We start from the raw sequence: 24,424 nt of genomic DNA, 5'->3' as shown, positions 1-24,424 counted from the left end.
TTATCGACGGGGATTAGACACTTTACCTAACGTACGGATAAAACGATCATTCTCTTCATAAGCTTCTTGCGCTTCTTCTACAGTTACTTCACGAAAACGAATCGTACTACCTGGCATCGCTTGAGCGAGATATGGAATGTCACTTGAGATAACAGTGGCGATTCGTGTATAACCGCCGGTTGTCTGGCGATCTGACATAAGAATGATCGGATCGCCACTAGCAGGCACTTGAATCCCGCCAAGCGGAATCGCTTCAGAAATAATATCGGCCGAGCCCGCGTGCTCGATTTTCTCACCTTTCAAGCGAAAGCCCATTCGATCTGATTGCGGCGTCACTTCATAAGGAGTAGATAGAAAGGTATCGGTCCCTTTTTCAGTAAAAGCATGAGGGCCCATGACGACGCGTATATCGAGCTCTTTATGATAGTCAGGAATTTCTTCAGGGTGAAGGGCACGTCCGCTAACTCCTTTGAATTCTTCTGCACGATAAAGCACGTCACCTTTTTCAAGAGCTCGTCCTTCAATACCGCCAATCCCTGCTTTTAAATAAGTTGATTTACTGCCCATAACGAATGGAACATCGTAGCCGCCTGCGACGCTGATATATGACCTTGCTCCTGAAAGCGGCTGCCCAAATTCTAGCCGATCCCCTTCTTTTACTTCGAAGCTCTTCCACATTTGAACCTTTTCACCGTTCACTTTTGGGGAAAGGTTACCGCCACAGATCGCTATAACAGCATGATTTAACACTTCTAAAACAGGGCCCATAACCGTTACTTCAAGAACCGCTTCATTCCCTTTGTTACCAACAAGAAAATTAGCGATATTCATTGAAAAAGAATCCATGGCTCCTGATACAACAATGCCATACTGCTGATACCCTTTTCTCCCCTCGTCCTGAATGGTGGATAAAAGACCTGATTTTTTTACTTTAAATAGTGAGTTAGACACTGGCATTCACTCCAACACGCTTGATCTCTATTCCATTTTCCTCGATACGTTCTCTCAATTTTTGAACAAAAAGCAGCGCCTCAGGCTCATCTCCGTGCACGCAAATCGTATCAGCTTGAATGCTAATATCGCTGCCATTGACGGCGGTTACTTTCCCTTCCGTTATCATGCGAATGACTCGTTCCACAGCTTCGTCCGCATCATGAATCATCGCATTCGGCTCCGTTCTTGGAGTCAGCGTACCATCTTGCTGGTACGTGCGATCAGCGAAAACTTCTTCCGCTACGGTTAACCCGCATGCTTTTCCTGCCTTCACTAATTCGCTTCCTGCCAATCCGTATAAAACGAGATCAGGGTTAACAGCATAGATAGCGTTTGCAATCGCTTTGGCAATAGCAGAATCTTTCGATGCTTTATTATAAAGCGCACCGTGAGGCTTCACGTGATAAACAGTGGCTTGATGGACATTCGCAACACCCTGAATGGCACCGACTTGATATGCGACGAGATTATATACCTCATCAGGTGACATGTTCATATCTCGCCTGCCAAACCCTCCGAGGTCAGGAAATCCCGGATGTGCACCAATAGAAACCCCAAGAGACTTGGCTAACTCAACTGTTTTCATCATGACGTTATGATCCCCCGCATGATAACCGCACGCGATATTGGCTGATGAAATAAAAGGAAGAACATTCTCATCATTACCGATTTTGTACGCCCCAAAGCTTTCTCCTAAATCACTATTTAAATCAACTGACTTCATGATATCCCACCTTCTTCTCTTCGGTTTCAACGACATAGTCTCCACGCTTAATTGCTTCTTTAATTTCTAGAAACTCTGTTTTACTAACAGAAACAAAACGTAAGTAATGACCTGATTCTAATAAAATCGGATCCTCACTTGTCGGGTCATATAGCTTAACAGGCGTTTGTCCAATAAGCTGCCAGCCACCAGGTGACTCTAGCGGATAAACGCCCGTTTGAGCTCCAGCAATCCCAACAGATCCAGGTTCTATTTCAGCACGTGGGTTTTCACGTCTTGGCGTTGCGATTTCTTCAGACATTCCTCCTAGATAAGGGAATCCAGGAACAAAGCCCATCATGTAAATAAGGTAATCTTTATCTGCGTGAATTGAGATCACTTCTTCTTTACTTAATCCGTTATGCTCCGCTACAAACTCCAAATCGGATCCTACTTCATCCCCATAATAGGTTGGGATGATATAAACAAGAGAAGCAGATTCTGCTTCTCTTCCATGTTGTTGTTCGTTCATGTCTTCAAGCTTTTCTTTCAGTGTACTGTAAGAAATTTTGCTTGGAAGATAATAAATCGTTAACGTTGTATAAGCTGGCACCCATTCTTCGACTCCATTAATAGGGTGCTTTGCAAGTTCGTCTGCAAACATTCTTATTTTCTGATTCGTTTCTTCTGATATCTCGGTACCAAATACAAGCTGAATGCCCGTATCACCAAGCGGATAATAATCAAGTTTCACACATGTTCCTCCTAACAATTAAGAAAAAAGCTGTGGCACTTTATCAATAAGTGTAACGATGGCTAAATAAGCGGTAATAAGGAAGACAAACCCACCAAAGATCGTTAGCCATAGCGGATGCTTGTAATCCCCTACGATTGATTTCTTATAAGCAGCTACAAGGAGCGTCCCAAGAGCAACCGGTAAAATCAATCCGTTAAATGCTCCAGCAAGGATCAGTAACAGAACCGGCTTTCCGATGAAAGTGAAAATGATCGTCGATACGGCAATAAATCCAATCGTTACTCCTGAATGATGACGATCCACTTTCTTCGATAGCGTTCTTAGGAACGAAACAGATGTATACGCCGCACCAACGACTGACGTAATTCCTGCTGCCCAAAGAACAACACCAAACATTTTATAACCAATCGCCCCGGCTGCTTGTTGGAAAACAGAAGCTGGAGGATTCGCAGGATCTAATTTAAATCCTGTTGAAACAACACCTAACACCGCAAGGAATAAAAAGACACGCATGATCGACGCAATTAAAATTCCTGAAACAGAGCTTTTCGTTACCTGGTGGAGGTTTTCTTTACCTGAAATCCCCGCATCAAGCAGACGATGTCCCCCTGCAAACGTAATGTATCCCCCAACTGTTCCACCGACTAATGTAATAATCGCAAACACATCAATTTTATCTGGCGCAAATGTATGCGTAATCGCATCTCCGACTGGTGGATTACTTTGGAACGCTACGTACAATGTAAGTAAAATCATAATTCCACCGAGAATTCGCGCGATTTTATCCATCGCCACGCCAGCTTCCTTCGAAAGGAAAATTCCAATCGTAATCACGCCTGTAATCGCTGCACCGATACGAGGATCAATGCCAAAGAGAACATTCATCCCGAGTCCGGCACCACCGACGTTCCCAATATTAAAGGCAAGTCCACCAAGCGCTACGGCGAACGCAAGAAAATAGCCAAGTCCAGGGACAACCATGTTGGCGATGTCCTGACCTTTTTTCTTAGATACTGCAATGATTCGCCAAATATTAGCTTGTACACCAATGTCTAAAATAATGGACATTAGAATAACAAACCCAAAGCTTGCTAGAAGTTGTTCGGTAAAGACAGCCGTCTGGGTTAGAAAACCTGGTCCAATAGCTGATGAGCCCATTAAGAAGGCAGCGCCAAGAATGACGCCCCATTTGCTTTTCGTTGGACGATTCTCTATCGATAATGGTGCTTTATTTTTCGAAGCCATCAAATTCCCCCTTTTTTATATGATTCATCCGTTGCATGAATCGATGCGTTTTTTCTCTTATCTCTACGATATCACGTAATTTTCAGATAATTTTATAAGATTCCGCACAAAAAAACCGCCCATATCGGGCGATTTCGCTCATGTTATATCGTATTTATCAATTCGACGCTGCAGGGCATATCGACTGATGCCTAGTAGCTTACTGGCCTGCGTAATATTCCACTTCGCGTCTTGAATCGCTTTCTCGATATATTTCTTTTCGATAGATTCAATATGATCTTCTAATGAAAAATCCCGATCGAAAACAACCTCTTCAATTGATTTCGACCCTTCTACTTGTCCTTCAACTGGATTTAAGAAATCAAAATGATGAGCGGCAAGCTCATCTTCTCGATGTAAAATGGCAATGCGCTCGATCGTATTTTTGAGCTCTCTGACATTACCTGGCCAATCATAGTTCAACAGTCGCTTTTTCGCATCTGCTCGAAGCATTGGCGTTTCTTTCCTCATTTGCTGACAAAATTCATTTAGGAAATAATCTGTTAGCATGACAATATCATTCTCACGTTCACGTAAGGGTGGTAGCTTCACCGGTACGACGTTCAATCGATAATAAAGATCGGACCTGAACTCCTTCTCCTGTATCATCTTTTCAAGAGAACGATTCGTTGCAGCAATGACACGAACGTCCATTTCAATATCGTGCACACTGCCAATTCGCTTAATCTTCTTATCTTCTAAAAAGCGCAGAAGCTTTACCTGAATATCGAGTGATAAATCACCGATTTCATCAAGAAATAGAGTTCCACCATCTGCCCATTCCATTAACCCGATCTTCGGTTGAGATTGATTAGGTGCACTATTTTTTTCACGACCAAACAGTTCCATTTCAATGAGATCTGAAGGTATACTCGCACAGTTCACCGCAACAAAAGGTCCTTCATGACGATGGCTTTGTTGATGGATGCTTCTCGCCACAAGCTCCTTCCCTGTCCCCGTCTCTCCTCTTACGAGCACAGTCGTATCATTGCTCTCTGCAATAAGAGAAATTTTGTCTTTCAACTCGTTCATTTGTTCACTTTCGCCGATCATTCGAACGAGTTTGGTTCTTCTCTCCTCTTCTCTATATCGCTCTACTTCTTTTTCAAGATGGTGCTGCTTCATCCATTTTTCCAGGGTGATTTTCAGTTCTTCGAGTTCAAAAGGCTTTGTTAAATAATCAAAAGCCCCTTCCTTGATCGCACGAACGGCCGTTTTTGCATCACCATACGCCGTAAGCATCATCACAGCCATTTCAGGGTAATGATCTTTCCACTTGTGCAGAGTATCAAGACCGTTCCCATCTGGTAAGCGAATATCTAATAGCAGCACTTGAGGACTAAATTCATCCACTAGCGTCCAGCCTTCTTCAAGCGTTGAGGCAACTCGCACTTCATAACCTTCATCTTCAAGAAACATCTGGAGTGTAAGACGAAGCGTTGTTTCGTCGTCAATAATCCCTACTTTCACAGCCATCTAAACCTCCCCCTTCCTCGTTGGAAATGTGATAAAGAACGTCGTGCCTTTTCCAAGGGTACTTCTTACATCCATTTCCCCGTTATTCTGAACGACTAGCTGATGGACGATCGACAAACCAAGCCCTGTTCCTTCAGAACGTGTTGTAAAGAATGGATCAAAGATCTTCTCCATTACAGAATCCTCCATACCTACGCCATTATCTGACACCGTCATCGTTACATTCGCTCCGCTCTTGTAACTTGAAAGCGTCAGTTTGCCGCCATCAGGCATAGCGTTGATACCATTTAGAATTAAATTCAATAGGATTTGACGAAGATGATCGCGGTCTACGATGATTTCATCTTCGTTTCGTTCAATATCTAGCGTGACATTCTTTTCACTCGCCACTGTCTTCATAAGCAAGACAAGTGAATGAAACGTATCGTCTACATGAATGACAGAAGGATTCGTGTCCATTGGCCTTGAGAATTGGAGAATATTCGTGATGATTTTATTCACACGATCAATGTCCAACATCATGTTCTCTGTCAACGCAAGCTGATCTTCTGACAACTTAAGTCTTCGTGTTAATAGCTCTGTCGTCGTTTTAATGCCAGCTAGTGGATTCCGAATTTCATGAGCAATTCCGGATGCCATTTCACCTAATGAAGCAAGACGAGACATTCGCTCCACGCGCTGCTCTAATTTTCTTCTATGTGTAATGTCTTCAAATGTAATAATGGATCGCTGCTTTTCTGTGGTGTTTAAGACTTTATAACTCACCGCATAGAACACTTTCTCTTCATGACGTTTATGATTCCAGATTTCTTCACTTCTTTTTTTCGTTTCGTGAATCGTTAATTTCTCAAACCGCTCTCTTAAAAGAGGGTCTTCCTTCATCATCGTCTGAGCCGCCTCATTGTAAACAGAGCTAGCTCCTTCTATTACAAGAACGATGCCAACGTGAACACTATCCAAAATCGTTTCATTCAACTTCTTTATTTTCTCAATTTGGACATTTCTTTCATCAAGTGTTTGCACCATTTCTTTTAAAGAGGTGGAAAGCACACCAATTTCATCTTTACGATTCTCTTTCATATGAAGATCGTCCTCTCTCTCACCAAGAGCAATCCTTTTGCAAAAAGCAGCAAGGTTTTTGATTGGTTTTGAAAGATGATAAGAAAGAAGAATCGTAAACTGAACGGCAATCACACCTGTAAAAATGCTAATTAACAGCGTATATTTTTGAATATTCGGGAGTGATCCGGAATAGAAAGAGAATGTCAGCGGATGATAAAGTGTCCAGTTCCACTGCTCTAGCTGCTCTGTTAGCACGGTGTTTTCTGTCCATAAATTGGAGTTAGCTTCTCCATTGTACCAATCTATTTCATTCGGTTGAACGACTTCCCCCTCTGAAGATAGGGTTCCATCCTCTTCTTCTATATACAAACCTTTCGTTTCATTTATCATGATTTTGATCAATGACTTCGCATCTTCTTCACTCATACTTCCGTTCTGAACACGTTCATCCAGCTTATCCGCATAGCGATTAAGACTAATCAACTGTTCTTGAGCTGTTGCCTGTTTTAATTGTTTCTCAGACTGATAGCTCGACCACATCGATACAGCACCAATGATAAAGATCGGTAGCAGAACGATAATTAAGAAAGGGACTAATATTTTCCGTTCAATGGAATGACGCATTAGGAAGATCTACCCCCTTTCCAAAAGAAGAAAAGTCCTGCTATCGCAAGGGACGGGAGAACGGGATGATAAGTTGACTGAACCTCCTGCGGAATAAGAAGAAAGGCAATAAGATAGGTGATTAAGCCTCCGAAAGATGAACGAAGGGCATTTCGTTTCGCCACTTTCGTGTACAGCCCCCCGTATAAAGGGAAAAACAGCGAAACGGCAATGATCCCCCATATATGTCCGCTAAATGGTACGATTCCCTCTGGCGGCGTGAAGGCGATAATAAGAGAAAACGTCGCGAATATAAAAATCATCCAGCGCGTCCATGAAATCACCTTTAGATCAATCGCTTTTTTCTTGCGGATCGGAAGCGTGATATCATACACAAAGCTCGTCGCCATTATAAGGAGCTGAGAATTAGCCGTAGAAATAGCAGCAGCGACAACGCTAATAAGCAGAATCCCCTTCAGAGGCGTTTGGAGTAAATACGTAATAATAAAAGGATAAATTTCATCTGTGCTACTAAACGAAACGTTAGGATCCAATACTCTTGAGCCTATACCTATTACAAAAATAGAAAAATAGATAAGAACTAAAAAGACCGTACTCGTGATAACCATCTTTAACGCCACTTCTTTCGATCGAGACGAAAGAATCCGCACAGCATATTGAGGATTTGCCGCAACGCCAATTCCGAGTGATAAGAACGCACTAACTAACGCCCAGAACGATAAGCCTCCTTCAGGAAACAGAGCCAAATAAGAATCATCGCTTCGATCCGCAATGGCTGATAGGCCCGTCATAAATTCAGATAGCCCTCCTATTTCGCTCACAATAAATAGAGCTCCTAGCATCGTTCCAAACAGGATTAAACAGAAATGAAAAATATCCGTGCGTGCAACAGAGTGAAGCCCTCCAAACGTCGTGTAGAGAACGAAAATATAGATCAAAAACACACTTACCGTATAAGGCACTTCAAGCATTTGACTAACCACAATACCGAAGCCTCGGATTTGGATGACTACGTATAAGAGATAACTAACACTAAGAATAATCCCAACCCAAATTTGCAGTAGCTTTGAATCATAGCGTACTAAGAAAAACTCTGGAACCGTTACAACGTTATATGTATAGAGTTTTGTTGAAATAAAAAACAATCCGATTAATCCAAGTAACCAGGCGATTGCCGTTGTCCAAATAACGGCCATTCCCCCTTCATAAATCAAGCCAGGGAGACCAAGAAGCGATGCTGCACTAAACCATGTCGCACAGAAGGACGCAATACTCGGAAACAAAGGCAGATTTCTTCCCGCTAGAAAATAACCCTTCAGCTCATCGGTTTTATCGAAACCGTGTTTCCCAAAGATAAGAATAGCAATGGTGTAGATGAGGAAAACACCTAGATAAAGTAATTCATCCATTTGGCTCCTCCCTTCAAACGTCGTAAATCTATGGATGCCTTATCGTAAAATAGCTCATTCGTTTCAGGTTTCATTATATACAACATAACGTTGAGACACCAGAAACGAAGGAATGATGGGGTTCGAACTACCAAAAAGGCCGCTACCTTTTTGGTAACGACTTATTTGATCTATTTAGTTACACGGCTAAATGCTCGCTGACCTGCTTTATCCTGTTTAAATACTCGGACATGCTTTAGAACAGTCAAGAAGGTCTGATTTCATTTCAAAAAGACATTAGAACAGTACTAATAATTAAGCTAGTCGCGCCATCAGATCTGTTACTATTTCTTGCAAAGACAAGTGCCTCCTTTAAGCAAAATAGAGGATTTCTGTCTTTTGTAGAGAATCTAGCTAATAGATAGTAACCTATAGATCACAAGAGCTTTATGCATTTGGTAAACAACTTATGGAGGTTACAAATGAAACAATTTCTATACAAGCTAACGCTAATCCCCGAGCTATTGGAAGAAAAGAACTGGACTGACAAAGAGAACAGCATCGTATCAGAGCACTTCCATGCCCTTCAGCAGCTGCTGAAGAATAATAAGCTCATTATGGCTGGCAGAACGTTAAACAACGACCCTTCTTCTTTTGGAATTGTCGTCATTCAGGTTTCTTCTGAAAAAGAGGCTGAAGCGCTTATGAAAAGTGATCCCGCTGTTCGAAATGGGATTATGACAGCTGAGCTCTTTCCTTACAGCGTTGCTCTTTATAATGAAGATTTCACAACAAAGCAGACGTCATCTTGACGTCTGCTAGTCTTTAAAAGTATTGCACCATATGTTCTTCGTTTAGAAACCTTCCCTGAACATAAAGGGCCTTCTCTTCAATGTAAACGGTTTTAAAGCCATAGCTTTTGTACAGATGCTTCGCCCGTTCATTCGTAGATACAACTGAAACGCTTAACTTAATGAGAGCATCCTGACTTTTCGCATAATCCATCACGCAGGATAAAAGAGCTCTCCCTGCCCCTTTGCCACGATATTCTGGCGTCACGTAAACAGCAAATAAATCAGCTTTATGACGAACCTTGATGCCGCTGCCTCTGACAAAAGTGATGACACCAATTAATGTTTCTTGATCAAAAGCGCCAAAAGTGGCACCTGATTCCATGTTTCTCGCTGTACTTTTAATCGGATCATCTTTTTGAATCGCCTCTTCATAGCTTGAGGCAAATGCTTCTGGATTTTTCTTTAACGCTTCTAACCGAAGTTCCCAATAAGCTTCAGCGTCATCCGCTGTTAGCTGTCTGACTTCCATCTTAAAACCTCCTTTATAGAAGAGCTTTCACAAATGCTTTACACTTCTCTGCAATTAGCTCTTTATCATGATCGAGCGTCGCTACGTGATAGCTATCTTTTAGTTCGATTACTTCTTTATTCGATGAAGCTATTTCATTATAAATCATCGTCGAATTCTCTGGCGGCACGACATGATCTTCTAGTGATTTAAAAATTAAGGCCGGCACCGATATTTTTTCAAGGCCTTTTCGTGCAATCTCTGTTAAAGCAAGAATTTCTTGAATCGACTTCGTAGGCGTTTTCTCGTATGCGAGCTCATCGACACATTCCGCTTTAATATCTGATCCAATTGCATCAAGGAAACGCGGCTCTGTTTTTCCTCTCATTTGTTCAAGACCTGGTAAATCAATCGCAGCATTAATCGGCATGATCCCTTTCACTTCAGGATGTTTTTCAGCTAAATAAAGCGTTAGCGTGCCGCCCATCGACAGGCCTGTAATAAAGATTTCCTCACATCGTTCGTTTAACCATTGATAGCCTTCTTCAACAGACTGGATCCATTCTCCATATGTACTCTGCTCCATGTCTTCATAGTGAGTACCGTGACCTTTCAATCTCGGCCCACAAACCGTATACCCTTCTGAAGCCAATTGCTCTCCAAGATAACGCATGCTTTGGGTCGAACCTGTAAAACCGTGGAGAACAAGCACACCGATGTGATTCCCTTCAAAGTAAAAAGGCTCTGCCCCTAGTAGTACGTCATATTTCGCCATATCGTATCCCTCCTAATCGTTATCATCTAGCATTCGTCACGAAAGCGCTTTATCCTTTTTTAGAAATGTGCTCTTTAAGGTTTGAGCTTGGACCCAAAGTGGAACATATTACCTGGATATACTTAACAGGAGGAATGAAACATGTCACATCTCATATCATCCGAGCAAGACCCTAAACAAAAACAGTCCTTCATTCAACGTCTATTAGACCGTGGAATTTATAAATTAAAAGATAAACAGCTCTATGAATGCACAATGGAAGAACTAGAGTATTTAATGAGGAAAATTGATCTACCTTAATTCCTCCAGAGGATTCTCTCCCCTGGAGTTTTTTTATGCTTCTTTTTCTTTTGTTAACCACTCTCTCGCTAGCATTCCGTACACAATGTGATCATAGAACTGTCCATTAACGAGCTCCGCCTCCCGGACCACCGCTTCTTTCGTAAAACCTAGTCGTTCTGGGACCGCCTGGCTTTTCTTATTTCCTGAGGCAGCACGAATCTCTATCCGGTTGAGCCCGATTTCGTTAAATCCTAGATTAATCATTCCACGACACGCCTCCGTTACGATACCTTTCTTCTGAAACTTTTCGCTCAGCCAGTATCCAATCGTCGCGTACTTATGTGTTCGATTCACTTCATTAAACCCAACCGTACCAGCAAGCTCACCTTTATAAAACATGCCAAGCGTTTTCGGATATCCTCCTGTTTCACTCACGCCTTTTAACGTACTTTGAATAAACTCTCTGGAAGCCTCAATATCCGTATTGTAATCAACCCATGCTAACCATTCTTTCAAGTAATCTCTTGATTCATCGATTAAATGATAAAGCGCTTCTGCATCGTCTATCGTATACATCCTTAGGTAAAGATCGTCATTAATTTGATATGTAAACATGTGTCTATTCTCCTCTTTTATCACCTATGTATTGGGTTATAACGTGTGCAAAGTGATCGGCTTCTTCATCATGGGGGGTATGGCCGCTGTTTGCAAAATGATAGATTGCCCCATTTTCGACATACTTCTTGAAAGCGTCGATCTGTTCTTCGGATGTCACAGGATCATGCTCTCCTGTTAATAAGAGAGTTGGCATCGTAAGCTTTGAGAGATGTGGAATGAGTGAATGAAAGATCTTTCCTTCTTCTCTTAACAAGTTATAGTGCACTTCTGATTTATCGTAAAGCTCATCCCATTTCGCCTCACTATAATAGCTATAGTCTGTAGGCTCGTTTGTATTGTAAATGTATATTTCCATTCGGTTCTCTTCAAGATAATCACTGTATGTTCCATAAAGCTCTGCTAGCTCTCGATTCTTAAGATCAGAATCCTTGGCAATTTCTAAGCTCTCTGTTGCTTTCTGATGCTCCCCATATTTGTCTAAGAGCACACTCGTTTTTTTCAACAAGCTTCTCGATGTTAACGTAAAATCAAACGTCGGACATTCGAGCAGTAAATGATCAATTGATTCAGGATAAAGACTGGCGTAGAGTACACCAAGATAGCCACCAAACGAATGACCGAGCACTGACCACGATTCTAATTCAAACTGTTTCCTGATCGCTTCGCAGTCTTCGATTAAGTCCATCAAGCCAAATTCTTCACCATTATTCACCGCTTCTGAACGGCAAACGCCACGCTGATCAATCGCAATCACTCTGAAATTCTCTTTCAGTCGATCCGTCTGATGATAAGAGAAATCAAAGCAGCTCTCTCCTGGCCCTCCGTGTAGATAAAGAAGAGGCGGGTTATTTTTTGAACCATGCACTTCTACATATAATGCTTTGTCTCGTATTGTCATCAGTGTTCCATTATGCACTTTGTTTCACCTCTAACTCTTTATTCTTTTTTTAATTAAGAGTATTTGCCCGCGATGACTAATTTCATCTTCCATCACGTGAAACCATTTGAAATAATGGTTGGCCTTTTCATCCCAACCAAACGGGGTGACTTTTTGGAGCCATTTGTCGTCCTTCTTCCGCAGGTGATCCAGCGTATTAGCACGCACAAAACTGAGCTCACTCCAATAATCATCCAGATCGCGCCCGCGAATGACTGATCTTGCCTTTTCTCCAAGTTCAATCCCTGTCCCAAGTTCCTCCCATTCCTCGTCATTTAACTCTCGCTCTTGAAACGTCATAATTTGAAACGCCTTTTCAACCGAAGCCATGTGCTGTAGCAGCATGCCGATTGAATTGCTCTTTTCATCAAGGTGAAAATCGAGCTGTTCGGTAGTTAATCCTTTTATCGTCTCTTCCGTCGTATGTCTGGCGTAATTCATCATCGAAACCAATCTACTAACCTCAGGCGTGAATCCTTCTATTCGATCAATCATACAAAGATCGTTATGCTGCACCGTTCGACACCCTCCTTTCAATTGAATCTAGCTTATCTTTATTATTTTCCATAGGAGTGCCGAGAATTCCTCTTAAGATTCCTTACTTTTCCAGAAAAAAAGCCTCGATTCTGTGTGAGAATCGAGGCTTTAGTGTGTTTGGCCAATAAAAGTGGATTTTGGACAATATATTTGCATTTTGGCCAATAAAATCTCAGTTTAGCCAATATATCAGGAATTTGGCCAATAAACGGCGATCAGCCATCCCAAGTCCACCCAACATCACTGCATTTCAGCGAAAACGTCCTTCACTTTACCTGTAATATCGTGACTTGAGGCACCTTCGACCATCATCGCGACAAGTAAGTCCTTCTTGTCCGTATTATACGCGACAAACAGTCCATTTTCTGGGCCTTCTTCTTCGCCTGCTGCTTTTAACTCAGCCGTTCCTGTCTTACCAGCGAGCGAAATGCCTTTAACCACTGGATCATAAGCGGTACCTTCAGGATCAGAAACCACCTTCTCAAGATCATCGCTCACAATCGAGGCGATTTCAGGGGAAATCACTTCATACTCCTCCGCTGACTCATCTTCTCCCGTTCGAAGCGTCGGTTTCAGCATCACGCCATCATTCGCAAACGTCGTATAGGTCATCGCTAACTGATAAGGGGAAATCTGAAGCTCCCCCTGTCCATAGGCAGAGTCAGCTAAAAGAATGTCATTATCACCGAGCCCACCGTTTGAGATCGATGAGTTTTCAGTTGGGAAAGGAAACTCAACTTCCTGACCAACCTGGAACGACTCCAATCCTTTCTGGAACTTATCTGCGCCAAGATTCAGCGCTTTACGTGCAAAATAAATATTGTCCGAATGCATAAGCGCTTCTGCAAGGTTTACTTCCGGATCTGCAGGCTTCACGCGCGTCACTTTATATCCACCCCAGCTTGAGTCTGGCTGCCACTTCAAACCATCAATTTTCTCAACTGCATTCGGATCTAAATCCCCATCCCGTAGTGCGATTGAAGCAGTAAGTGGCTTAATCGTCGAGCCTGGTGAATACGTTTTGTTAAACTTCGCTGAAAAAGGAAGATCCTTATTATCAGCTAACTTCGCATACTCGCCTTCATCGAATCCAATTGTAAAATCATTTGGGTTATAAGAAGGGGAGCTTGTTAAAGCTAGCGTTTCACCCGTTGTTGGATGAAGCGCCACCGCAGTACCAGGATCTTTTCCTAGCTCTTCAAACAACTTCTTTTGAATAGAGGCATCGATCGTTACCTGGATGTTTTCGCCATCAACCTTTTCCTTATTGGCGATGACTTTCTCAGGATCAGCGCCCTTCACTTCAATTGACCAGCCTGTTTGACCGTGGAGCTGTTCTTCATAAACTTGCTCGAGGCCAGCCTTTCCAATGCTTTCATAGCTGGAATACCCTTTTCCTGCATACTTCTCGAGATCTTCCTTTTGCATCTGTCGAATGTAACCTGTTAAGTGGGCGGCGCTTTCACCAAAAGGATAGATTCTTTCAGTCGTATTGTTTATCTGAACGCCTGTAATCTCACTTGCGTCAGCAAGTAACTCTTCCTCTGATTCCATCACGCTTTTTAGCGGAACGAACTGTGTTGGATCAGACTGCACCCAGCCCTGATTAAGCTCTTTCTCAATATCCGCTACGCTCACCTTCAACGCATCACTAAGCTCATTCACTATCTTCTCTTGATCAGATTCGATGGCTTGCGGCACAACGCCAATTTGCTTAACCGTACCATTGATCGCTAAGCCTTCCCCATTCCGATCGGTCAATTCACCACGAACCGGAACTGAAGAACGTATGGCAACCTCATCGCCTTCTTTCAATTCTTTAAAAATAAACGAAGGACTCCAGTTCACACCGTAAGATTCAGCGTCTTCTCCTTCAGTCAGGACTAGCGTTGCTTCGTTATCAAACGAGACTTCGCCAGCTAGTGTCTGCATCGACACTGAAAAAGGAAACGTCACTTCCCCTTCATCATTTGGCTCAGGCTCTTCTTCCGGTTTCTTAAAAGTAACTTTCAAATCCTCGACTTCTACATCGCCATAAATAGATTTGTAGCGATCAACAAAGTCTTCTTCTGATATTTCCTTTTGCGTAGCAGGTGATAACTTCTTATACATGCTGCTAAATTCTTGTTTATTCCAGTCCTTAACATATGTATCGAACGCATCAACCGCCGATGGTTGATCCGAACAACCCGCAAGTAGCAATAAAAAAAGCCCCATTGCGATGAGTGATTTTAGTTTCACACTCAGCCTCCCCTTCTTTTTTTATTCATTTTCTATTATTTTCCTACTATTATAGAAGACTTTTAAACAAGAAGGAAGGGAAAAGGACTAACCTTTAAATGAGTAGGTTCGACTGCCTATCACATTTGTTTTCACTCGAAACACTCCCCCTGCATACGGAAACTGCTTTAGCTCTTCTTCACTCGTATTTGTTCTAGCGGTAGTAATGTAGAGCTCATTCCGCTCTTTTCCACCAAATACACATGATGTTACGTTCAGTGCAGGGACGCTTACTTCTAGCAGTCGCTCACCCGTATCAGGATTCCATCTCGTTACCTTGGACCCACCCCAGTGGGCAATCCATAGATTCCCTTCTTCATCGCTCGTCATCCCATCCGGCATCCCTTCTCCGTCTGGAATGGTGATCACCTCAACGGGATTACGAATATCACCTGTAGAAAAATCATAATCATAGCGGACAACTTTTTTCGTTGGGGTATCAATAAAGTACATGTAGCGCGTATCAGGCGACCATGCCAAACCATTTGATGTACTTACATGATCAATTTTCTTCGTCACTTCAAGGTTTTCATCAAGACAATAAAGCGCTCCCTCTCCTTTTAACCCTTCTAAGTGCATCGTACCTGCCCAAAACCGGCCAGCAGGATCACACTTCCCATCATTAAATCGGTTATCTGGTAGATGACTTTCCGGATCGGTGATTGCTTCCACGCTCTCCGTAGAAAGGTTCATCGCATAAAAACCACCGGCCATCGCCATCACAAGTCCGCCTGATTCTCGCGGAGCAATTGTGCCAACCATTTGCTCCTGTTGCGTCTCAATATTACCTGCTGTCATTGGATTGTAGGCGTGAACTTTCTTTCCTTCAATATCAACCCAATAGAGAAGCTGGCTTTGATCATCCCAGCAAGGACCTTCTCCAAGTATCGCGCGTGCATCAATAACTAGTTTTGCTTCCATTCTATGTACCTCCTAATTAGTGAATCATCTATTCTCTCTACTCTACCCCTTAATAAGAAAAGGGTCCACCTTCTATGTAGACGAAGGGAACCCATCAACTCTTTAAATTAAAAACGGATTCGTTAAATCTGCCCACTGGTATTTCTGTCCCCAGCTTTCTTTTGCGAGTGTTGTCACCCGATCAATCAATTCATCTGGAACGAACGCTAAATCGCCCATCTCGTTTGGGTTATAGTGATAGGCATAAACACGTGAAAGGAATTGATCAAATGGAAGGCTCGCTTCCCCTTCCTCTTCGCCGTGATTCCGAACCGTTGACTTAATGCCCTGCCCCCAATCTTGACCGCTATCATTGTTCGGATTATAGAAATAAACTCTCATTTGTCCGGATGAATCCGCAGCAATACGTTGAATCGAAATGGCATGCAATCCGAGTAAGTCTGCATTAGCCGTCGTAACGAAAATTCCGACCGGGTTTGGATAAATGAGCTGGTGGCCTGCGTTGTAGTCTGGATGATGCGTCGCGTAAAAAAGCCTTGCAAACTGCTCATAATCTGACACGGCACCAGTAACTGGATTGATAACAGAAGAAAACTCCTTGGATATCCACTGACCGTAAAATTCTGGATTCACAAATTTATGACCATCTTCCCCACGAAGGGCACTGCGCTTCATCATTTCATCGTAAATGCGATCAAGATGCGGAACGAGGATAAGGGAAACGGCATCAAGCTCTTTGTGAAGATCCGGAGCTAGACCTCCTAAGATGAGAGAAGAATTAATTTCAGCCCCTTCAAACGAAATATCAACTTCACCATCCCGACACGCTCTTGCAACAAGTTCTAGAAGGAATCCAGGGTCGTGCTGTGACCAAAGGCTGATTCCTCGCGCAGATTGACAGGTAGGATTCATCCCCTGTCCAATGCCGAGCGGTTGCCCGAGCACACTCAATAGCCCTGAAAGTAATATCCCTACGGGCGTCACATCCTCAGGATGATTCCGTGAAGCCATTAAATCCTTTTCTACTTCTGGTAGCATATCGATTTCAATGATCCTTTCAAGTCCTGGGATCACCGGAGGAGAAGATAAAACCCCACGCTCAAGCATGCGAGCAAGTCCATAAAGGGACTGAGCTGTGACAGGATAGATGGCTAGTAAAATGAGCTCTTTTACTAAAGAAAAATGCTCATTTAAATTAGCTTCACCTTTTTCAGTCAGTCCAAGCGTAAGGACGAGTAGATGAGAAGCATCCTCCTCTGCAAGGGTACGAGCAAGTTGTGCGTGAACGGGAGAAACAAGACCTGTATCACGCATGACATCAGCGAACCGTTCCGCCTCTAACTCTTTCTCCATTTCAGATAACGCATTGAATTGATCGCGATAGTCCATGAAGTCCGAATAGGATTGACTCAGTTCCGTCGGAGCATGCACGCTATCGAGATAGCGCTGAATGCTCGCGCGTCCTTCTGTGCTTAAGTCCTCTGAAGACAAGAGATTTTCAGCATAACCGATCATTTCTTTAATGCGCTTTACCATGATCGGGCGCTGCGCGGTTAGTCGATCTATTTCATCCACAAACGTAGCCGACAGCGAGCCGAGCGACATCTTTTCTGCTAAAAATTGAAAAAGGATCATGCCCCTCTTTTGTTCTTGACCTTGATTGATTCTTGCTTCCTCCGTCTCAGCTGGGAAAATCATTTGAAGATTTAGCGCCATGACTTTGTTTAGAAAAGTGCGAGCCTGTTCGCTCGTAACATCTGGATGAGTATATTCCTCTTTCGCAATCGCAAGCATACGAAGCTCACTTAGTACTTCAAAGATCGAATAGTTTCCGTCTATTTTAAAAGATCCCCCTACAAGAGGCGGTTGTAATTTACGAGGTTCTTCCCATGGTCCACCTTCAAAAATGCCCGCCTTATCATAGTCACTAGCGAGTTGATAAAGGGATTCGAGATTATTCTGGTCAATGAGAACGGCAGCGTCTGATAATAGTTCTTCTAACACAACGGGATTCTGACGGTTTTCCTTGAATGACTGAAGAGTACTGACAAACTTTTGCTGTTCTGAATTTGAAAATGATGTTTCCATTTCCATACATCCCCCATTATTTACAAGATAGCTATTTGTACCCCAATCCAGGAAAAGGAAACCACTTCTAAGGACCTATTTATTTTCGATTATCGAGCATTTCGCGGAATTATTAAGAATATCGTGGAAAAATCACGTTTTTCGCGGAATAAAATAAAATATTGCGGATATATTCCAGAATTCGCGGAAATAACGAGATTCACCTCTCAACAAGAAGTCTCCGATACGAAAAAGCGGTCATCTTTATCACAGATGACCGCTCTCAACATGTAACCTTTACTATTTCCCGCCCGTTTTCCATGAAGAATCAAGCTTATACACTTCTAAAGAATCAAGTGTCACTTTGCCATTCATCGCATAGATCTCAAAACCATCACTATCCTCAGATGGGAAGATCCGATTTGTCATTACTCGCTTTCCATCATTCGCAAACAACTCGACTGAGGAGCGATCGACAAACAGATGGAGCTTCACTTTGCCATCTTCCGTTGGTTCGAGCGGAGCTCGATACACACCAGGAAACTGTTCATGAAATTCTGTATCGCCACTATTTTGCCGATCAACAAACGCGAGATTATTCTTGGAGTCGTAACCTACAATCGTTTCCTCTTCTTCTCCCTTTCGAACGCGGAAGCCGAATTCACCTGACGTGTCTAAATCAAATTCAGCGATCACCTCAAACGTATCTGCTTCAAAATGATCGAGAGGAAGCCTTCCTTCAATTTCCTCATTAGATAAATCCACTAGTTTCTCAGAACGGTTTGATTCAACGTCACCCGCTGGCTCTTGAATAAGGCGCTTTTCACCATTCACATCTTTCAATGAAACTTCACGAGGGAGTGACATCGCCCCTTTCCACGGATCCGTTGGCAAATCAGACGCATACATCCAATTGCTCATCCACGCCATCCAAATCGGATTGCCTTCATGATTGCTGAAGGCTTGAGCCGCATAGAAATCAGTTCCATAATCGACCCAGTTAATGTCTTCTTTTGCACCTTCTCTCGTGAACGTCTCTCCATCAAAATTACCGATAAAATACTGTCCACCGGATCCGCCGGCGATGCTGCCTGGATTCATATCCACCTGTAGCACCCATTTTTCATTCGACGAATCGCCATCGACAGGTAGTTTAAATAGCTCTGGCGTTTCCCAAACGCCACCCTGCGCTCCCTGATCGACACCAAATTCACTAAGCTGCTGCCAATCGATCAAATTATCCGAACCGTAAAAGATAACTTTATCTCCAGCAGCGAGAAGCATAATCCACTTTTCAGACTCCTCGTGCCAGATCACTTTTGGATCTCGAAAATCTTTGATTCCTGGATTTGGAAGTATAGGGTTACCACCGTACTTTTTCCATGTATCGCCACCATCTTCACTATAAGCAAGCGCCTGGGTTTGTTCTTCTCCAGCGATCGTATAGAACGCTACGAGACCCCCTTTTCCTTCTTCAAAAAGACCGCTCGTATTATTCTCGTCATAGACAGCACCACCTGAGAAAATCATTCCCTGATCATCCGCCTCTAGCGCCATTGGCTTCTCTTCCCAATGATACAAATCGCTACTAACCGCATGGCCCCAGCCCATGTTGCCAAATTCATTTCCAGAAGGATTATGTTGATAAAATAAATGGTATTGCCCTTCAAAAAAGACCATTCCATTTGGATCATTCATCCAGTTTTGCATCGGCGTATAGTGAAATTGGGGTCGATACGATTGATTGTAGTCTTCTAGGATCCCCGCATCTTTTACTTCATCTTGTTTAGAAGATTCATTGTTTTCATTCAAGTTCATCATGAGTATAATCATGCCGATTACTAAAATAGCTCCGACAGCTAGCAACCATTTTCTCATCGTATCAAGCTCTCCTGTCCATCGTGTTTACGAATAAGGTATCTCTGAATAAAAAAGTAACTGCCGAAGTGTGTCCCCCGACAGTTACCATAAAAGATTATTTAAATACGCCAGCATCCATTTCTTTCACAATCTTCGTTTCATCATTATGAATGGAAAGTTTAAGAGATGGTGCTAGTGTGCCACCAAAGTGGTCAAATTGGTACTGCTCTGATTGCGCTCCAAGTTCATCGATCGTTAAACCATTTAGGTCATAGAAGTTCGCAAAGCTAACTACTGTGCCATTCGGCATAACCATCCATGAATATGTTTGATATGGTTCATTCTCTGGATTCGCTACAACAAGACCACTACCGTTAAGAGGTTCATAGTCTGCTGTTAGGGAGTTTGATACGAAGCCATAGAGACCATCTGGACCATTCGTTCCAGGAGCGAATTTGTTCTTGTGCGTATCAGTGAAAAGGTAATATTTATTCCCTTTTGTCACGATATGCGGACGCTCAAGTTCCTGATTTAGGCTGTTCGCTTCCATCAACGGAGGCATGATTTCAAACTCAGTGTAGTCATTGTTCTCTGCTTTTGCGATCCCAATGCTACCGTTAAAGAGCTTTGATACTTCTGGTACTTCGTCTACAGTAGCGAAGTCTTCAGAACCGATGTGTTCTTGTTCAATTGAGCGTTCAGCAGGCGTGCCTCCGGAATTCCCTTCAAACAAAATGTAATCTTCGCCTGTTTTAGGATCTTCGAAGAACCATGGATCACGGAATGCATAAGCGATGTCGCCCTGCTTACTTTGTTCCATTGTTTGGTAGTACTCACCATCTGGCTCAAGAATAACTTCATGATCAGACCAGTTTGTAAATTCGACTCCTTTTTTCGATGCATCCACATCAGCAGAAGCTTTTACAAGACGCTGTTCATAAGTCAATTGCTCTTCGCCTTTACGTCCAGTTGCCGTATAGAAGAAATTGATTTCGCCGTCTTCAATCATGGCAGATCCTGCCCATTGACGTGAACCTAGTGCCTGTTCTTCATTGAAAACAGTTCCACCAAGCTCCCAGTCCTTACCGTTCTTTGAAACGAAATAGCGGATTTCAGCGATATCATGACGCTTACCAGGCAATACATCACTTGGTGCTGTCAGTGAGAAGATCACTTTATATCCGTTCACAGTTGCGATGGAGCCATCCTTTTTTCGAAGAGGCCACGTATCCCAGATATGATAATCTGGCGCAATTTGCTCAAGATCTTTTGTATTAATTTCAGGTGCTGTATTATCCTTGTTTTGCACAATCTTTGCTGCATCTTCTCTTGTCCAGTTCGACGTTTCGCTCTCAGCCGCAAAGCCTGTTGCCGGAGCAAAGCTTGAAAACAGGGTAGCGAATCCGAGTACGGAAGTCGCTACTGTTTTTGAAAACTTATTCATGTTTGTAAGTCTCCTTTAGTCTGGTTCCCCAGTTTTAGTGTGATGGCATGATTTGCCCTGGCTTAAGTGCGCCGTTTACTTTTGTTTCGTTACCATGGATCGAAAGTTTAAGCGTTGGTGCAAATGTACCGCCATATTGAAGCTCACCATTTTCATCACGATACTCATTAACAAAGCTAATAACTGTACCATTCGGCATAACTGCATGAGAGTATGTCATGAAAGGATCATCTTCAGGGTTTGCTACAACAAGACCGTTACCGTTAAGCGGCTCGTAGTCTCCTCGAAGAGAATCATTCGTAAAGCCATAAAGACCATCAGGACCAGTTAATCCAGGAGCAAACGTAAATTTATGTGTGATTGTGAAGAGGTAGTAGTCTCCGCCTTTAACAAGAAGGTGAGGACGTTCAAGCTGCTGGTTAACACCGTTTGCTTCAAGTAGTGGTGGAAGCAATTCAAAGTCTGTTAGATCTTCATTCTGCGCTTCAGCAATCCCAACGTTCCCGTTGTAATCTTCAGCGCCGGCTGGTACATCGTGAGAAGAACGGAAATCAGCATCGCCAATGTTTTCTGGATCAAGTGACTTGTCGTCTCCAGCAGTATTACCTTCAAAGATTAAGTATTCTTTCCCTGTCTTAGGGTCCTGGAAGAACCATGGGTCACGGAATGAATAAATGATATTTCCTGTTTTTTGTTCTTGCGTTTCATAATACTCGCCGTCTGCTTCAGCAAGAATTTCGTGCTCGCCAAAGTTGCTTAGTTCAACAGATTTTGATTTCTTATCTGCTTCGATATCAAACGTTGTTTTCGCAAGACGCTGTTCAAATGTTGTTTGTTCTTCGCCTTTACGTCCAGTTGCTGTATAGAAAAGGTGTACCTTCCCATCGTCATCCATCATGGCAGATCCTGCCCATTGACGAGCCCCTAGTGCGTCTTCTGCATCGTAAGCAAGTCCGCCCATTTTCCAATCTTTCCCGTTCTTCGAGTAGAAGTAGCGAATTTGAGCTTCGTCATGTCGGCCACACCATGTATATTCTCTAGATGCTGTAAGTGCAAAAACAACCTGGTAACCGTTTACCTGAGCAATTGATCCATCACGGTTACGTAGCGGCCATGTATCCCAAACCCAATAGTCTGGAGCGACTTCATCTACATTGTCAATGTTAGGTGCAGTGTTATCTTTTGATAAGTCATAATCCTGCGCATCTTGACGTGACCATACAGCTGTTTCAGCTTCATTTTCAGCTGCATTCGTTGTTAATGGCGTACCTGCAAATCCACTTACTAGCATAATTGTCGATAGTGCAATCCCCTTAAAAACAGAAGACTTTTTCACGTTCCCCATCTGCCACACTCCTTAAAATTTAGTAAAATGTTTCGTTCGCCATAACTGTATGGAAAATATGTGAACCCGTCAATAAGCTCGAAAAGTCACATTTCATACACAACTTTTGATACGTAAACCCTAATCCCTCAGAAAAGAAAGCGGTTTGCAATCGTATATTGAAAAGGCTTCCAAACCGAAAATAAATAGTTCTTTCGTATCAGGAATCGATTCCACATAGGGGTATTTAGACTCATCTATTATGACAGCTGATTAATGTGAATGTAATATTCTTAATCTTATATTCAAGCCAATGTTATCATTTTACCTTTTTTATCCACCGTTATAATACGCCCTAATGTGCAAATCAGGCACACTCGACTATAATAAGGACAACATAATAGAGGAGGAAAACCTATATGCAAAAAACCATCGAACAACATAAAAATGCGTTTCTTAACGAGCTAGAAGAATTTCTAAAAATCCAAAGTATTTCAGCCGTTCCCACCCATGAGTCAGACGTTCAAAAAGGGGCTAAGTGGGTCGCAAATTCTTTAGAAAAAGCTGGCATGGAAAACATTGAAGTCATCGAAACAGACGGCCATCCAATCGTTTACGCCGACTGGCTTTATGCGGAAGATCAACCGACAATCCTTATCTATGGCCATTATGATGTACAGCCTGCTGACCCACTCGAACTTTGGGAAACACCGCCATTTGAACCCGTTATTCGTGATAATAAGATCTATGCCCGCGGTGCAACGGATGACAAAGGGCAGCTGTTTATTCATATCAAAGCGATGGAACTGTTGATGCAAGAAGATGGCAAGCTACCCGTCAATGTGAAGTTCTGTATAGAAGGTGAGGAAGAAATCGCAAGTCCACATCTTGGACCTTTTATTGAAGAAAACACTGATAAGCTCGCTGCTGACGCGGTTGTGATTTCAGATACTTCTTTTATTAAAGAAGGATTACCTGCCATTTGTACGTCTCTACGCGGCGCTCTTGCGATGGAGGTGAAGGTGAAAACAGCGAATACTGATTTGCATTCAGGAGTTTATGGTGGCGGCGTTCCAAACGCGGTTCATTCCCTTGTTCGGCTACTCGATAGTCTTCATAGCGAAGATGGATCCATTGCTGTTGAAGGATTTTACGAAGGGGTACCAGAACTAACAGAAGAATTAAGAGAAGAGATTGCTTGTATTCCATCTGATGATGAAGCGATGAAGCAAGAGCTCGGACTAACTTCCTTATTTGGTGAGAAAGGATTCTCCTTCAAGGAACGGACAGGCATTCGTCCGACGCTCGAATTGAACGGCATTTCAGGTGGCTACCAGGGTGATGGAATTAAGACGATTGTTCCATCAGAAGCAACTGGTAAAATTAGCTGTCGTCTCGTTGGGAAGCAGGATCCACAGCACATCTATGAATTAATCGAAAAACACCTACTCGAGCATCAACCTGCAGGCACGACGATGACCGTTAATCAATTTATTCAAGCACGCCCAGTCTCGCTTGATTCAAATGATCCGATGATTCAAAAAGCGGCAGATGCTTATGAAAAAGTATACGGCGAACGCGCTCTATTCCCTAAAGAAGGTGGATCAATTCCAATCGTAGAAGTATTCGCTCGCGTTCTCGAAGCACCCGTCGTCCTTATGGGCTTCGGCTTACCATCAGAAAACTTGCATGCTCCAAATGAACATTTTCACATTGATAATTTCACAAAAGGAATTGAAACGGTTTGTACCTACTTCAAATCACTGTAGTTCCTAATGAAAAAGATAGGC

21 protein-coding genes are annotated in these 24,424 nt (G+C 42.8%); 3 read left to right on the top strand and 18 right to left on the bottom strand.

Translation table 11 applies throughout. The features are described from left to right. From IQ283_RS12570 to IQ283_RS12540, 7 genes are all read right to left on the bottom strand, one after another. Positions 1 to 951 carry a biotin-dependent carboxyltransferase family protein gene (locus IQ283_RS12570; protein WP_242057339.1) on the bottom strand — a complete coding sequence of 317 codons (951 nt, stop codon included), beginning with the start codon at positions 949 to 951 and terminating at the stop codon, positions 1 to 3. Then, the gene (locus IQ283_RS12565) at positions 944 to 1,717 is read right to left on the bottom strand and encodes a LamB/YcsF family protein (RefSeq protein ID WP_194220488.1); all 774 of its coding nucleotides are present in this window, start codon (positions 1,715 to 1,717) and stop codon (positions 944 to 946) included. The genes IQ283_RS12570 and IQ283_RS12565 overlap by 8 nt, the downstream gene beginning before the upstream one ends. Next, positions 1,704 to 2,450 (bottom strand): 5-oxoprolinase subunit PxpB, encoded by a 747-nt coding sequence (gene pxpB, locus IQ283_RS12560; RefSeq protein WP_194220487.1) that lies wholly within the window; start codon positions 2,448 to 2,450, stop codon positions 1,704 to 1,706. The genes IQ283_RS12565 and pxpB overlap by 14 nt, the downstream gene beginning before the upstream one ends. A gap of 18 nt (positions 2,451 to 2,468) precedes the next feature. Then, a complete protein-coding gene (locus tag IQ283_RS12555; protein ID WP_194220486.1) occupies positions 2,469 to 3,698 on the bottom strand; it encodes an NRAMP family divalent metal transporter in 1,230 nt (409 codons plus the stop codon). Between the two features lie 138 nt (positions 3,699 to 3,836). After that, complete coding sequence (locus IQ283_RS12550) at positions 3,837 to 5,213, bottom strand: sigma-54-dependent transcriptional regulator (RefSeq protein WP_194220485.1); 1,377 nt, start codon at positions 5,211 to 5,213, stop codon at positions 3,837 to 3,839. After that, a complete protein-coding gene (locus IQ283_RS12545) occupies positions 5,214 to 6,899 on the bottom strand; it encodes a sensor histidine kinase (RefSeq protein WP_194220484.1) in 1,686 nt (561 codons plus the stop codon). After that, complete coding sequence (locus IQ283_RS12540) at positions 6,899 to 8,308, bottom strand: sodium:solute symporter family protein (protein ID WP_194220483.1); 1,410 nt, start codon at positions 8,306 to 8,308, stop codon at positions 6,899 to 6,901. Before IQ283_RS12540 ends, IQ283_RS12545 begins: the two co-directional genes overlap by 1 nt. Before the next feature lie 461 nt (positions 8,309 to 8,769). Here IQ283_RS12540 and IQ283_RS12535 point away from each other — a divergent pair, with 461 nt between their 5' ends. After that, positions 8,770 to 9,099 (top strand): YciI family protein, encoded by a 330-nt coding sequence (locus tag IQ283_RS12535; RefSeq protein WP_226616215.1) that lies wholly within the window; start codon positions 8,770 to 8,772, stop codon positions 9,097 to 9,099. 13 nt (positions 9,100 to 9,112) lie between these two features. Here IQ283_RS12535 and IQ283_RS12530 read toward each other — a convergent pair whose 3' ends face one another. Both IQ283_RS12530 and IQ283_RS12525 read right to left on the bottom strand, forming a co-directional pair. Continuing rightward, positions 9,113 to 9,610, bottom strand: coding sequence for a GNAT family N-acetyltransferase (locus IQ283_RS12530; RefSeq protein WP_194220481.1), 498 nt, complete (start codon positions 9,608 to 9,610; stop codon positions 9,113 to 9,115). Between the two features lie 13 nt (positions 9,611 to 9,623). Beyond that, positions 9,624 to 10,364, bottom strand: coding sequence for an alpha/beta hydrolase (locus tag IQ283_RS12525; protein WP_194220480.1), 741 nt, complete (start codon positions 10,362 to 10,364; stop codon positions 9,624 to 9,626). 141 nt (positions 10,365 to 10,505) lie between these two features. Between IQ283_RS12525 and IQ283_RS12520 the strand changes: the two genes are divergently transcribed. Continuing rightward, on the top strand, positions 10,506 to 10,664 hold the full coding sequence (locus IQ283_RS12520) for a Fur-regulated basic protein FbpA (RefSeq protein WP_194220479.1): 159 nt from the start codon (positions 10,506 to 10,508) through the stop codon (positions 10,662 to 10,664). 33 nt (positions 10,665 to 10,697) lie between these two features. Here the strand turns inward: IQ283_RS12520 and IQ283_RS12515 are convergent, their stop codons facing one another. The 9 genes from IQ283_RS12515 to IQ283_RS12475 all read right to left on the bottom strand — a co-directional run bounded on the left by IQ283_RS12515 (position 10,698) and on the right by IQ283_RS12475 (position 22,655). Continuing rightward, on the bottom strand, positions 10,698 to 11,261 hold the full coding sequence (locus IQ283_RS12515) for a GNAT family N-acetyltransferase (protein WP_194220478.1): 564 nt from the start codon (positions 11,259 to 11,261) through the stop codon (positions 10,698 to 10,700). Between the two features lie 4 nt (positions 11,262 to 11,265). Next, on the bottom strand, positions 11,266 to 12,180 hold the full coding sequence (locus IQ283_RS12510) for an alpha/beta hydrolase (protein WP_322098356.1): 915 nt from the start codon (positions 12,178 to 12,180) through the stop codon (positions 11,266 to 11,268). 12 nt (positions 12,181 to 12,192) lie between these two features. Then, the gene (locus tag IQ283_RS12505; RefSeq protein ID WP_194222214.1) at positions 12,193 to 12,696 is read right to left on the bottom strand and encodes a DinB family protein; all 504 of its coding nucleotides are present in this window, start codon (positions 12,694 to 12,696) and stop codon (positions 12,193 to 12,195) included. Positions 12,697 to 12,978: 282 nt separating this feature from the next. Then, a complete protein-coding gene (locus IQ283_RS12500; protein WP_194220476.1) occupies positions 12,979 to 14,979 on the bottom strand; it encodes a penicillin-binding transpeptidase domain-containing protein in 2,001 nt (666 codons plus the stop codon). Between the two features lie 87 nt (positions 14,980 to 15,066). Further along, a complete protein-coding gene (locus IQ283_RS12495; RefSeq protein WP_194220475.1) occupies positions 15,067 to 15,939 on the bottom strand; it encodes an SMP-30/gluconolactonase/LRE family protein in 873 nt (290 codons plus the stop codon). A 102-nt stretch (positions 15,940 to 16,041) separates the two neighbouring features. Beyond that, on the bottom strand, positions 16,042 to 18,027 hold the full coding sequence (locus IQ283_RS12490; protein ID WP_242057338.1) for a hypothetical protein: 1,986 nt from the start codon (positions 18,025 to 18,027) through the stop codon (positions 16,042 to 16,044). A gap of 279 nt (positions 18,028 to 18,306) precedes the next feature. Next, a complete protein-coding gene (locus tag IQ283_RS12485) occupies positions 18,307 to 19,884 on the bottom strand; it encodes a glycoside hydrolase family 32 protein (RefSeq protein WP_194220473.1) in 1,578 nt (525 codons plus the stop codon). A 97-nt stretch (positions 19,885 to 19,981) separates the two neighbouring features. Further along, entirely contained in the window at positions 19,982 to 21,310 is a 1,329-nt protein-coding gene (locus IQ283_RS12480) for a glycoside hydrolase family 68 protein (RefSeq protein ID WP_194220472.1), read from the bottom strand. A 34-nt stretch (positions 21,311 to 21,344) separates the two neighbouring features. Beyond that, on the bottom strand, positions 21,345 to 22,655 hold the full coding sequence (locus IQ283_RS12475; protein ID WP_194220471.1) for a glycoside hydrolase family 68 protein: 1,311 nt from the start codon (positions 22,653 to 22,655) through the stop codon (positions 21,345 to 21,347). A 398-nt stretch (positions 22,656 to 23,053) separates the two neighbouring features. On the opposite strand from IQ283_RS12475, the gene IQ283_RS12470 reads away from it, so the two are divergent. Continuing rightward, complete coding sequence (locus IQ283_RS12470) at positions 23,054 to 24,403, top strand: dipeptidase (protein WP_194220470.1); 1,350 nt, start codon at positions 23,054 to 23,056, stop codon at positions 24,401 to 24,403. Positions 24,404 to 24,424: the final 21 nt, after the last annotated feature.

The organism is Pseudalkalibacillus hwajinpoensis (assembly GCF_015234585.1).
GTDB classification, from domain to species: Bacteria; Bacillota; Bacilli; order Bacillales; family Guptibacillaceae; genus Guptibacillus; species Guptibacillus hwajinpoensis_B.
This window is presented reverse-complemented; position numbering and strand designations above follow the sequence as displayed.

Coding starts and splice junctions, on each gene's coding strand:
- IQ283_RS12565 (WP_194220488.1), bottom strand. CDS start 1,717: ATGAAGTCAGTTGATTTAAATAGTGATTTAGGAGAAAGCTTTGGGGCG.
- IQ283_RS12555 (WP_194220486.1), bottom strand. CDS start 3,698: ATGGCTTCGAAAAATAAAGCACCATTATCGATAGAGAATCGTCCAACG.
- IQ283_RS12550 (WP_194220485.1), bottom strand. CDS start 5,213: ATGGCTGTGAAAGTAGGGATTATTGACGACGAAACAACGCTTCGTCTT.
- IQ283_RS12545 (WP_194220484.1), bottom strand. CDS start 6,899: ATGCGTCATTCCATTGAACGGAAAATATTAGTCCCTTTCTTAATTATC.
- IQ283_RS12540 (WP_194220483.1), bottom strand. CDS start 8,308: ATGGATGAATTACTTTATCTAGGTGTTTTCCTCATCTACACCATTGCT.
- IQ283_RS12535 (WP_226616215.1), top strand. CDS start 8,770: ATGAAACAATTTCTATACAAGCTAACGCTAATCCCCGAGCTATTGGAA.
- IQ283_RS12530 (WP_194220481.1), bottom strand. CDS start 9,610: ATGGAAGTCAGACAGCTAACAGCGGATGACGCTGAAGCTTATTGGGAA.
- IQ283_RS12525 (WP_194220480.1), bottom strand. CDS start 10,364: ATGGCGAAATATGACGTACTACTAGGGGCAGAGCCTTTTTACTTTGAA.
- IQ283_RS12520 (WP_194220479.1), top strand. CDS start 10,506: ATGTCACATCTCATATCATCCGAGCAAGACCCTAAACAAAAACAGTCC.
- IQ283_RS12515 (WP_194220478.1), bottom strand. CDS start 11,261: ATGTTTACATATCAAATTAATGACGATCTTTACCTAAGGATGTATACG.
- IQ283_RS12505 (WP_194222214.1), bottom strand. CDS start 12,696: ATGATTGATCGAATAGAAGGATTCACGCCTGAGGTTAGTAGATTGGTT.
- IQ283_RS12495 (WP_194220475.1), bottom strand. CDS start 15,939: ATGGAAGCAAAACTAGTTATTGATGCACGCGCGATACTTGGAGAAGGT.
- IQ283_RS12490 (WP_242057338.1), bottom strand. CDS start 18,027: ATGGAAACATCATTTTCAAATTCAGAACAGCAAAAGTTTGTCAGTACT.
- IQ283_RS12485 (WP_194220473.1), bottom strand. CDS start 19,884: ATGAGAAAATGGTTGCTAGCTGTCGGAGCTATTTTAGTAATCGGCATG.
- IQ283_RS12480 (WP_194220472.1), bottom strand. CDS start 21,310: ATGAATAAGTTTTCAAAAACAGTAGCGACTTCCGTACTCGGATTCGCT.
- IQ283_RS12475 (WP_194220471.1), bottom strand. CDS start 22,655: ATGGGGAACGTGAAAAAGTCTTCTGTTTTTAAGGGGATTGCACTATCG.
- IQ283_RS12470 (WP_194220470.1), top strand. CDS start 23,054: ATGCAAAAAACCATCGAACAACATAAAAATGCGTTTCTTAACGAGCTA.